This is a genomic window from Microbacterium sp. NPDC055502, assembly GCF_053643635.1.
Map to the genome: position 1 here is coordinate 1,563,744 of NZ_JBSHKJ010000001.1, position 10,395 is coordinate 1,574,138.

The 10,395-nt window shown below is 72.7% G+C and carries 9 protein-coding genes; 7 read left to right on the forward strand and 2 right to left on the reverse strand.

Features of this window, described 5'->3' with window-relative positions:
• The first annotated feature begins 5 nt into the window (after window positions 1-5).
• The 3 genes from ACWH95_RS07700 to ACWH95_RS07710 are packed head-to-tail and all read left to right on the forward strand — an operon-like array spanning window position 6 to window position 2,598.
• Window positions 6-725: a LytR/AlgR family response regulator transcription factor gene (locus ACWH95_RS07700; protein WP_136030081.1), complete on the forward strand. Its 720-nt coding sequence runs from the start codon at window positions 6-8 to the stop codon at window positions 723-725.
• Window positions 722-1,144 carry a heavy metal transporter gene (locus ACWH95_RS07705; RefSeq protein WP_452313118.1) on the forward strand — a complete coding sequence of 141 codons (423 nt, stop codon included), beginning with the start codon at window positions 722-724 and terminating at the stop codon, window positions 1,142-1,144. The genes ACWH95_RS07700 and ACWH95_RS07705 overlap by 4 nt, the downstream gene beginning before the upstream one ends.
• Window positions 1,141-2,598 (forward strand): sodium/solute symporter, encoded by a 1,458-nt coding sequence (locus tag ACWH95_RS07710; RefSeq protein ID WP_454120477.1) that lies wholly within the window; start codon window positions 1,141-1,143, stop codon window positions 2,596-2,598. The genes ACWH95_RS07705 and ACWH95_RS07710 overlap by 4 nt, the downstream gene beginning before the upstream one ends.
• Before the next feature lie 139 nt (window positions 2,599-2,737).
• On the opposite strand, the gene ACWH95_RS07715 is transcribed toward ACWH95_RS07710, so the two are convergent.
• Window positions 2,738-3,655, reverse strand: a complete 918-nt coding sequence (locus ACWH95_RS07715; RefSeq protein WP_136036071.1) for a pirin family protein — start codon at window positions 3,653-3,655, stop codon at window positions 2,738-2,740.
• Window positions 3,652-4,083 carry a GNAT family N-acetyltransferase gene (locus ACWH95_RS07720; RefSeq protein WP_454120478.1) on the reverse strand — a complete coding sequence of 144 codons (432 nt, stop codon included), beginning with the start codon at window positions 4,081-4,083 and terminating at the stop codon, window positions 3,652-3,654. The genes ACWH95_RS07715 and ACWH95_RS07720 overlap by 4 nt, the downstream gene beginning before the upstream one ends.
• A 95-nt stretch (window positions 4,084-4,178) precedes the next feature.
• Here ACWH95_RS07720 and recQ point away from each other — a divergent pair, with 95 nt between their 5' ends.
• From recQ to ACWH95_RS07740, 4 genes are all read left to right on the forward strand, one after another.
• Window positions 4,179-6,206 (forward strand): DNA helicase RecQ, encoded by a 2,028-nt coding sequence (recQ, locus tag ACWH95_RS07725; RefSeq protein ID WP_454120479.1) that lies wholly within the window; start codon window positions 4,179-4,181, stop codon window positions 6,204-6,206.
• Between the two features lie 137 nt (window positions 6,207-6,343).
• Window positions 6,344-8,410 carry an acyl-CoA dehydrogenase family protein gene (locus ACWH95_RS07730; protein WP_136044762.1) on the forward strand — a complete coding sequence of 689 codons (2,067 nt, stop codon included), beginning with the start codon at window positions 6,344-6,346 and terminating at the stop codon, window positions 8,408-8,410.
• A gap of 134 nt (window positions 8,411-8,544) precedes the next feature.
• The gene (locus ACWH95_RS07735; protein ID WP_136030092.1) at window positions 8,545-9,591 is read left to right on the forward strand and encodes an NAD(P)-dependent alcohol dehydrogenase; all 1,047 of its coding nucleotides are present in this window, start codon (window positions 8,545-8,547) and stop codon (window positions 9,589-9,591) included.
• 129 nt (window positions 9,592-9,720) lie between these two features.
• Complete coding sequence (locus ACWH95_RS07740) at window positions 9,721-10,290, forward strand: DNA-3-methyladenine glycosylase I (protein WP_136030094.1); 570 nt, start codon at window positions 9,721-9,723, stop codon at window positions 10,288-10,290.
• Window positions 10,291-10,395: the final 105 nt, after the last annotated feature.

Consider the following 10,395-nt stretch of genomic DNA (forward strand, 5'->3'; position numbering starts at 1 on the left):
CCCGGATGATCGATGTCCTCGTCGCCGACGACGAGCAGCCCGCCCTCGACGAGCTGGTGCACCTGCTGCGCTCCGACCCGCGCATCGGCGAGATCCTCACCGCGACGAGCGGAGCCGACGCCCTGCGGCAGCTGTCGCAGCGCGCCGTGCGTCTCGCGTTCCTCGACATCCACATGCCCGGCCTGCTCGGCACCGACCTGGCCCGCGCCCTCCTCGGGCTCGCGGAGCCCCCGGCGGTGGTGTTCGTCACGGCCGACGAGGCCCGCGCGGTGGAGGCGTTCGAGCTGCGCGCGGTCGACTACCTCCTCAAGCCGGTGCGGCGGGAGCGGCTGCGCGGCGCGATCGACCGCGTGGATCAGGCCGCCGATCCGACGAAGGGCGACGACGAGGTGCTGTCGGTCACGGTCGGGTCGACCGTGCGGTTCGTGCGGCGCAGCGAGGTGCGGTGGGTGCGGGCGCAGGGCGACTACGCGCGACTGCACACCGACGACGACGACCCCGGCCAGCTCGTGCGGATCCCCATGGCGGAGCTCGAGGCGCGGTGGGCCGACGCGGGGTTCCTGCGCATCCACCGCTCGACGCTCGTGCGCACGGCCGCCGTGACCGAGGCGCGGCTGTCCGGGGGAGAGCCGACGGTGGTGGTCGGCCGCACGGCCCTCCCGGTGAGCAGACGGCTCGTGCCCGCGGTGCGGGAGGCGCTCGTGCGCGGTGAGGCGCCGGCATGACCGGGTCTCCCGAGCGTCGGGCTCCGGAGCCCGCGGCGCGCGGTGCGGGGGAGCCCGCGAAGCGCGTGCGGGTCACGGCCGACCTCCCGCCTCGCGGCCCTGCGGCTCTCACGCGCGGCATCGCGCTGCCCGGGGCACCGGTCGACGAGGCCGATGCGGTGTACGCCAGGGCGCTCCAGCGCAGTCAGCTGCGGCTCGCGCTCGGCACGGTCGCCGGGTTCGTGGTGGTCGTGGTCGCGATGACCCTGGCGATCGCGCTCGTGCCCGAGATCGACCGGGTCGTGCTGTGGGGCCTTCCGCTGTCGTGGCTGCTGCAGGCGTTCGCGTTCTACCCGGTCATCGTGGTGTTCGCGCTGCTGTATCTGCGCACGGCCGTCCGCAACGAGCGCCGCTACCGCGCCCTCCGGGACCGCGAATGAACGCGCTGCTCGACCTGCTCGGGGTCGCGCTGGTGGTGATCGCCACGCTGCTGATCGGCGTGTACGGTCTGCGGGTGTCGCGCACGACGAGCGACTTCTTCGTGGCGTCGCGCACCGTCCGGCCGGTGTGGAACGCCTCGGCCATCAGCGGCGAGTACCTGTCGGCCGGCACCTTCCTCGGGCTCTCCGGACTCGTGCTGCTCGACGGCGCGCGCGGCTTCTGGTTCCCGATCGGGTACGCGGCCGGGTACCTGCTGGTGCTGGTGTTCGTCGCGGCCCCGCTCCGGCGCAGCGGGGCCTACACGATCCCGGACTTCGTGGAGGCGCGGCTCGGGTCGGCCTCGGCGCGACGCGTCACGAGCCTCGCGGTGCTGGTGATCGGGTGGCTGTACATCGTGCCGCAGCTGCACGGCGCCGGCATCACGCTGGTCGTGGTCGCGGGGTTGCCGGAGTGGGTGGGCGCCGTGACGGTCGCGGTGCTCGTGGCGGCGTCGGTCGCGGCGGGCGGGATGCGCGCGATCACCTTCGTGCAGGCGTTCCAGTACTGGCTCAAGCTCACGGCGCTGCTGGTGCCGGTGGTGTGCATCGCCTTCGCGCTCGGCGGCGGACCGCACGCGTTCGACCCGGCGCTCGTGTTCCCCAGCGAGGCGGGCCCGTCCGGCTTCGACGCGTACGAGACCGCGTCGCTGCTGCTCGCGCTGCTGCTGGGCACGATGGGACTGCCGCACGTGCTGGTCCGTTTCTACACGAGCCCGACCGGGGCGTCGGCGCGGCGGACGACCGTGATCGTGATCGCGATGGTCAGCGCCTTCTACGCCGTGTCGAGCGCGATGGGGCTGCTCGCCCGCATCGCCGCTCCCGACCTCGCGGTGCCGGGGGTGGCCGACACGGTGGTGCTGCAACTGCCCTCGCGCGTGTTCCCCGGACCGGGCGGAGAGCTGCTCACGGCGCTCATCGTCTCGGGCGCGTTCGCGGCGTTCCTGGCGACCTCGGCCGGGCTCGTGGTGTCGCTCGCGGGAGTGATCAGCCAGGACGTGTTCTCCGGGTCCGTCCGCTCGTTCCGTCTCTCCGCGGTGCTGTGCGCGCTCGTGCCGCTCGGGGTCGCGCTGCTCACGGCGCCCGCGGGGCTCGTGTCGAGCGTGGGCGTGGTGTTCGTGGTGGCCGCATCGACGCTGTCGCCCGTGGTGCTGCTGGGCGTGTGGTGGCGCGGGCTCACGGCCCGCGGGGCGGTGGCGGGGATGGTGTGCGGCGGCGTCGCGACCGGGCTGGCGCTGCTCGTGCACGCCGTGATCGACGGGGTCGGGGTCGCGGCGCCGTACCTCGCGCAGCCCGCGGCGTGGACGATCCCGCTGGCCACGACCGTGACGGTCGCGGTGTCGCTGCTCGATCCGCGCGGCCCGTCGCCGCGCACGGACCGCTTCCTCGCCCGCGTGCACACCCCCGAACGCGGCTGACCGGAGGGCCGAGGACGTGCGGGATCACGCCGTGGTGGCCGGGGGTCCGCGCGAGCGCCTGAGTCCGAGCGCGCCCGTGCGGGTCAGTCCGTGCGGGTCAGAGGGTGCGGGTCAGAGGGTGCGGGTCAGAGGGTGCGGGTCAGACGGTGCGGGTGCGCGGCAGGAGCCGGACGGGCGGGAGCGGCGGCGCGGGGATGCGCACGTCGTGCCCCTCGACCGTCCCGAACCGCGGGGCCGCGGCCTCCCAGTCCTCGCGGGCGGCCGCGATCTCGTCGTGCGTGCGGCCGGCGAAGTTCCACCACATCACGATGTCCGACTCGAACGGCTCGCCGCCGAGCAGGAACAGCAGGGCGCCCTCGGTGCTGGTCACCTCGACCTCCGTGCGCGAATCGCCGAGGTACACCAGGGCGTTGCGCTGCATGGCGTGCTCGGACAGCGCGGCCTCGCCCTCGACCAGCAGCAGCGCGTGCTCCCACTCGGACCGCAGCGGCAGGCGCACGGTCGACCCGGCGGGCAGCACGACCTCGGCGCCCACGATCGGGGTGTGCACGGTCGCGGGGGAGCGCGTCGCGGCGAACTCGCCGAGCACGACGGTCGCCGTGGCGTCGGGCCCCTCGGTCGCGGGCAGCTGGACGGTCGGCAGGTCGGTGTGGCGTTCGAAGCCGCCATCGCCGTGCCGCGCCGACTCGGGCAGCACGACCCAGAACTGCAGCGCGTCGAGCGGGATCGGGTCGTCGCCGACGGAGTACTCGGAGTGGGAGATGCCGTTGCCGGCCGTCATCAGGTTCAGCTGCCCGCGGCGCAGGTCGGCGTCGCTGCCGAGCGAGTCGCGGTGACGGATCTCGCCGACGAGGGGCCAGGTCACCGTCTGCAGTCCGATGTGCGGATGGGGTTCGACGCGCATGCGGGTGTCGGCTGGTCCGAAGCGGTCGAGGAAGCACCAGGCGCCGATGGTCGGCAGGTTGCGGTGCGGGAGCACGCGCAGCACCGTCATGCCGCGCACACCCCCGAGCGGCACGTCGCGGGGCTCGAGGACGAGGCGGCGCTGCCCGATCATTCCGCCCGTCCGGTGGGATCGTCGTCGGAGCCGCCGGCGGACTCCCGCGGAGCCGACTCGTGCTGCGCCGACTTCTCCTGCGCCGACTCGTCCTGCACTGCGGCGTCCGGTGCCGCCGCGCCCTGGACCTCGGCGGGACGCTGCGGCCAGCGGATCTCGGCGCCGGGCACCTCGTGCGTCTGCAGGTACTTCGCGATGTAGGGGCACAGCGGCACGATCGCGTCGCCACGCCTCGCCGCGTCGGCCAGGGCCTTGGCGGCGAGCTTCCCGGCGAGCCCCTGGCCCTGGAACGCCGGGTCGATCTCGGTGTGGATGAAGCGGATGGCGCCCGGCCTCAGCTGGAACTCGGCGAACCCGGCGAGCACGTCGTCGGAGCGGATCTCGTAGCGGGAGGCCTCGTCGTTGCGGGTCACGGAGATGTCGGTCATCGGGTGCTCCTTCGGGGTCTGGGTCCAACCTAACCCCGGTCGCGGTGGTGGGGACGGCCGCTGCCCGTGTCGGCCGGGGTCGTTACGCTGGAGGCATGCCGCAGACTCCCCGTGACCCGTACGAGGATCTGCCCTACGCCGACGCGCCCTGGGGCGACGGATGGGAGCCGTCCGCGCCGCCGGAGCCGATGGACTGGGAGCCGCAGGGCGCGGGGTTCGAGCCGCCGCTCGACTGGGGCCCCGGTCCCACCACGCCGGTGACCGCGTCCCGTGCGCCGGCCGCGCCGGCCGTGCGCCGCGCGACGCCGAGCCGCTTCCCGACCGCCCGCGAGGCGCTGCACACGGTGTTCGGCTACGACGACTTCCGCGGCGATCAGGCCGCGATCGTCGAGCAGGTCATCGGCGGCGGCGACGCGGTCGTGCTCATGCCCACCGGTGGCGGCAAGAGCATCACCTACCAGGTTCCCGCGCTCGTGCGCGAGGGCACGGGCCTCGTGATCAGCCCGCTCATCGCCCTCATGCACGACCAGGTCGACGCGCTGCGCGCCAACGGCGTCAAGGCCGCGTACCTCAACTCCACGCAGTCGATCGACGAGCGCCGCGAGGTCGAGCGGGCCTACGTCGCGGGCGAGCTCGACCTGATCTACGTCGCCCCCGAGCGGCTGTCGAACGCGAACACCACGGCCCTGCTGCAGCGCGGCACCCTCAGCGTGATCGCGATCGACGAGGCGCACTGCGTGTCGCAGTGGGGCCACGACTTCCGCCCCGACTACCTCGCGCTGGGCGACCTGGGCGACCGATTCCCCGGCGTGCCGCGCATGGCGCTCACGGCCACCGCGACCCGGGCCACGCACAAGGAGCTCACCGAGCGGCTGCACCTCGACCGCGCGCAGCACTTCGTCGCGAGCTTCGACCGCCCGAACATCCAGTACCGCATCGTCCCGAAGGTCGACCCCCGCACGCAGCTCGTGCAGTTCATCCGTTCGCAGCCCGAGGGTGCGGCGGGCATCGTGTACGCGCTGAGCCGCAAGTCGGTCGAGCAGACCGCGACCGCGCTGGCGGGGAAGGGCATCGACGCGCTGCCGTACCACGCGGGGCTGCCGGCCGAGGTGCGGGCCGCGAACCAGTCGCGCTTCCTGCGGGAGGACGGCGTGGTGATGGTCGCGACCATCGCGTTCGGCATGGGCATCGACAAGCCCGACGTGCGCTTCGTGGCGCACATCGACCTGCCCAAGTCGGTGGAGGGCTACTACCAGGAGACGGGTCGCGCGGGTCGCGACGGCGAGCCGTCGGTGGCGTGGATGGCGTACGGCCTCGGCGACGTCGTGCAGCAGCGCCGGCTGATCGACCAGAGCCCCGGCGACCGCACGTTCAAGATGCGCATGGGGCAGCACCTCGACGCGATGCTCGCGCTGTGCGAGACGGTCGAGTGCCGACGGCAGAACCTGCTCGGGTACTTCGGCCAGGAGTCGCAGCCGTGCGGCAACTGCGACACGTGCCTCGACGACACCGAGACGTTCGACGGGCTGATCCCCGCGCAGAAGCTGCTGTCGACGATCGTGCGCCTCCAGCGCGAGCGCAATCAGGCGTTCGGCGCCGGGCACCTGATCGACATCCTGCGCGGCGCCTCGACCGAGCGCATCCGCCAGCAGGGGCACGACCGCCTCGCCACGTACGGCATCGGCGGCGATCTGTCCGACCAGGACTGGCGCAGCGTCGTGCGGCAGCTGCTCGCCCGCGGCATCCTCGTGGCGCAGGGCGACTACGGCACGCTCGCGCCGGGAGAGGCCGCGGCCGGGGTGCTGCGCGGCGAGACCCCGGTGCCGCTGCGCAAGGACACGATCGGCCGCGCGACCTCGACCCCGCGCGCCCGAAAGGCCAGCTCGGCGGACGCCCTCGATGCGGGCGACCGGGAGCTGTTCGAGGCGCTGCGGGCGTGGCGGGCCGAGACCGCACGCGAGCAGGGGGTGCCGGCGTACATCGTGTTCGGCGACGCCACGCTGCGCGCCCTGGCCGAGCACCGCCCGGCGTCCGCCGCTGACCTGGAGGGCATCACCGGCATCGGCGCGAAGAAGCGCGAGGCCTACGGCGACGGGGTGCTCGCGGTCATCGCCGCGAATTGAGGCCCGGCTGTCGCGAGCCGACAAGCCGGACGGGGCGCGACCCCCGAGGCTCTTGGAGGAAGAGGACAGCGGAGTTCTCCCCGGTTTGTGGCACACCTACCATGGAGGCACCGTCACTTCTCCGAGGAGGAACCCCCATGGTCGACGCTGCCGTCCGTCCTTCCACCGCCCCCGACGAGCCCCGTCGCGAGACGGAAGCTCCGCGCATCGATGTCGCCGCCGTCACCGACGCCCTGATGGGCACCTGGGCCGACGTGCGCCGCGAGGCCCGCGAGATGATCAAGGACCCGGCGTTCTGGCGTCAGGACGAGCTGGGCAAGGACGAGCACCGCGAGCGCGTGCTCAGCCAGCTGCACCTGCTGGTGGAGAACAAGGCCGTGCACCGCGCGTTCCCGAAGCGCTTCGGCGGCGAGGAGAACAACGGCGGCAACATCGCCGGCTTCGAGGAGCTCGTCGCCGCCGACCCCAGCCTGCAGATCAAGTCGGGCGTGCAGTGGGGTCTGTTCGGCTCGGCCATCCTGCAGCTCGGCACGGCGGAGCACCACGAGAAGTGGCTGCCCGGCGTGATGGATCTGTCGATCCCCGGCGCGTTCGCGATGACCGAGATCGGCCACGGCTCCGACGTCGCGGCGGTCGGCACCACCGCGACCTACGACCCGGAGACGGAGGAGTTCGTCATCCACACGCCGTTCCGCGGCGCGACCAAGGAGTACCTCGGCAACGCGGCCCTGCACGGCATCGCGGCGACCGTGTTCGCGCAGCTCATCACGAACGGCGTGAACCACGGCGTGCACTGCTTCTACGTGCCGCTGCGCGGGGACGACGGAAAAGACCTGCCGGGCATCGGCCGCGAGGACGACGGTCTCAAGGGCGGGCTGAACGGCATCGACAACGGACGGCTCTCGTTCGACCGGGTGCGCATCCCGCGCACGAACCTGCTGAACCGGTACGGCGACGTGGCCGCGGACGGCACGTACACCAGCGCCATCGACAGCCCCGGCCGCCGCTTCTTCACGATGCTCGGCACCCTGGTGCAGGGGCGCGTGTCGCTCGACGGCGCCGCGTCCTGGGCGTCGGCGCTCGGCCTGTACATCGCGGTCACCTACGCCACCCAGCGCCGCCAGTTCGACGGGGCGGACGGCCAGGAGGTCGTGCTGCTCGACTACGGCAAGCACCAGCGCCGCCTGCTCCCGCGGCTCGCGACCACGTACGCGCAGATCTTCGCGCACGACGAGTTCCTGCAGAAGTTCGACGGCGTGTTCTCCGGGCGCACCGACACCCCGGGCGACCGGGAAGACCTGGAGACGCTCGCCGCGGCCCTCAAGCCGCTGTCGACCTGGCACGCGCTCGACACGCTCCAGGAGGCGCGCGAGGCGTGCGGCGGGGCGGGCTTCATGTTCGAGAACCGGCTCGTCGGCCTGCGGCAGGACCTCGACATCTACGTCACCTTCGAGGGCGACAACAACGTGCTCCTGCAGCTCGTCGGCAAGCGGCTACTGACCGACTACGCCAAGCAGTTCCAGGGCAAGGACGCGGCGTACCTCGCCCGGTACGCCGTGGGCATGACCGCGGGGAAGGTGTTCCACGGTGCGGGCCTGCGCCAGCTCGGCCAGGCCGTGAGCGACTTCGGACAGGTCGCCCGTTCGGTGGAGCGCGGGCTGCGCGAGGAGCAGCAGCACGACCTGCTCGCCGGTCGCGTGCAGCAGATGGTCGCGGACATCGCCGGGCGGCTGCGCGCCGCCGGGAAGGACAAGACGCTCGGCGCCGAGCTGTTCAACCAGAACCAGACCGAGCTGATCGAGGCCGCCAGGGCGCACGGCGAGCTGCTGCAGTGGGAGGCGTTCACCGACGCTGTCCACGCGATCGACGACCCGGAGACGCGGAAGGTGCTCACGTGGCTGCGCGACCTCTTCGGTCTGCAGCTGATCGAGAAGCACCTGGCGTGGCACCTCATCCACGGACGCCTGTCGACGCAGCGCGCCGCCGCCGTGTCCAGCTACATCGACCGGCTGTGCGCCCGGCTGCGGCCGCACGCGCTCGACCTCGTCGACGCGTTCGGGTACGAGCCCGAGCACGTGCGCGCGCCGATCGCGAGCGGGGCCGAGAAGCAGCGTCAGGACGAGGCCCGTGCCTACTACGCCGATCTCGCGGCGTCTGGTCGGGCGCCGATCCAGGAGAAGGCGCTGAAGAAGCAGAAGCGCTGACGCGGTTCGCCGTTCACCACCCCTCGATCCCGCCCGGATCCGCCGCGATCCGGGCGGGATCGTCGCGTCCGGCGCCGTGTTCTGAGGAGGTGGGAACGGGCGTAGTCTCGGCAGGTACCGACCAGAGGAGCACCATGTCGTCCGTCATCGCCTACGCCGCCCCCGCCGAGGCCGCCCCGCTCGAGAAGACCGTGATCGAGCGGCGGGAGCTGGGGCCGCACGACATCCTCATCGACATCGCGTTCGCGGGCATCTGCCACTCCGACATCCACACCGTGCGCGGCGACTGGGGCCCGCAGCAGTACCCGCTCGCGCCCGGGCACGAGATCACCGGCACGGTCGCGGCGGTGGGCTCCGAGGTCACGCGTCACGCCGTGGGCGACCGCGTGGGCGTGGGGTGCCTGGTGAACTCCTGCGGCGAGTGCCGGCAGTGCCGCCGCGGCGAGGAGCAGTACTGCGAGAACGGCGCCATCGGCACCTACGGCGCGGTGGACCGCGACGGCACGATCACCCAGGGCGGCTACGCGCAGCAGGTCGTGGTGACCGAGGGCTTCGTGCTGCGCATCCCCGACGCGCTGCCGCTCGACGCCGCGGCGCCGCTGCTGTGCGCGGGCATCACCACCTATTCGCCGCTGCGGCACTGGAAGGTCGGCCCCGGCACGCGCGTGGCAGTGGTGGGCATGGGCGGACTCGGGCACATGGGGGTGCAGATCGCGCACGCGCTGGGTGCCGAGGTGACCGTGCTGTCGCAGACCCTGTCGAAGCAGGACGACGGCCTGCGGCTCGGCGCCGACCGCTACTTCGCCACGAGCGACCGCGAGACGTTCCGCGAGCTGCGCGGGTCGTTCGACGTGATCCTCAACACCGTGAGCGCCGCGATCGACCTGCGCTCCTACCTGGGGCTGCTCGACGTGGACGGCACGCTGGTGTGCGTGGGTGCGCCGCCGGAGGCCCTGTCGGTGAACGCGGGCTCGCTCATCGCGGGGCGTCGCTCGATCGCCGGGTCGAACATCGGCGGCATCAGGGAGACGCAGGAGATGCTCGACTTCTGCGCCGAGCACGGCATCACCGCGCAGATCGAGGTCATCCCCGCGTCGGCGATCAACGAGGCGTACGAGCGCGTGCTCGCCTCCGACGTCCGCTACCGCTTCGTGATCGACGCCGCCACCTTCGCCGCCTGACCGCCTCCCGATCCCGCGCGACAGCTCCGTGCGGGATCGGGAACCGCGCCGCGGAGGGGTCGGGGAGGCCCGCTTCCGATCCCGCATCCGGCGCGGGTGCGTGTCGGCGGTCGCCGGTAGCGTCGAGTCATGACCTCCCTCCTGATCGGCCCCGACCTCCGCGCGCGCTGCGCGTGGGTGGGCGACGACCCCGAGTACCGCCGCTACCACGACGAGGAGTGGGGCACCGCGCTGCACGGCGACCGGGCGCTGTTCGAGAAGATGGCGCTGGAGGGGTTCCAGGCCGGGCTCTCCTGGATCACGATCCTGCGCAAGCGTCCGCGGTTCCGCGAGGTGTTCGCGGGGTTCGAGCCGGAGGCGGTCGCCGCGTTCGACGAGTCCGATGTCGAGCGGCTGATGGGCGACGCCGGCATCATCCGCAACCGCGCCAAGATCGAGGCCACGATCGGCAATGCGCGCCTCGTCCGTGCGATGGCGGAGGGGGAGCTCGATGCGCTCATGTGGTCGTTCGCCCCGCCGGCGACCGGCGCCCGGCCGAGCTCGTTCGCCGAGGTCCCGGCGGTGACGCCGGAGTCGACCGCGCTGAGCAAGGAGCTGCGGCGCCGGGGCTTCCGGTTCGTCGGACCGACCACGATGTACGCCCTGATGCAGTCCGCCGGGATGGTCGACGACCACATCGCGGGGTGCTGGCGGGCCTAGCGCCGCCGAGTGGGGAGATCTCCCCATCGAGCGATATTCTGCGACGTGGTTAGGATGTAGCAGTGTTCCGTGGGCCGTCGTGCCGCGGTGGAGTCAGTGTGAGAC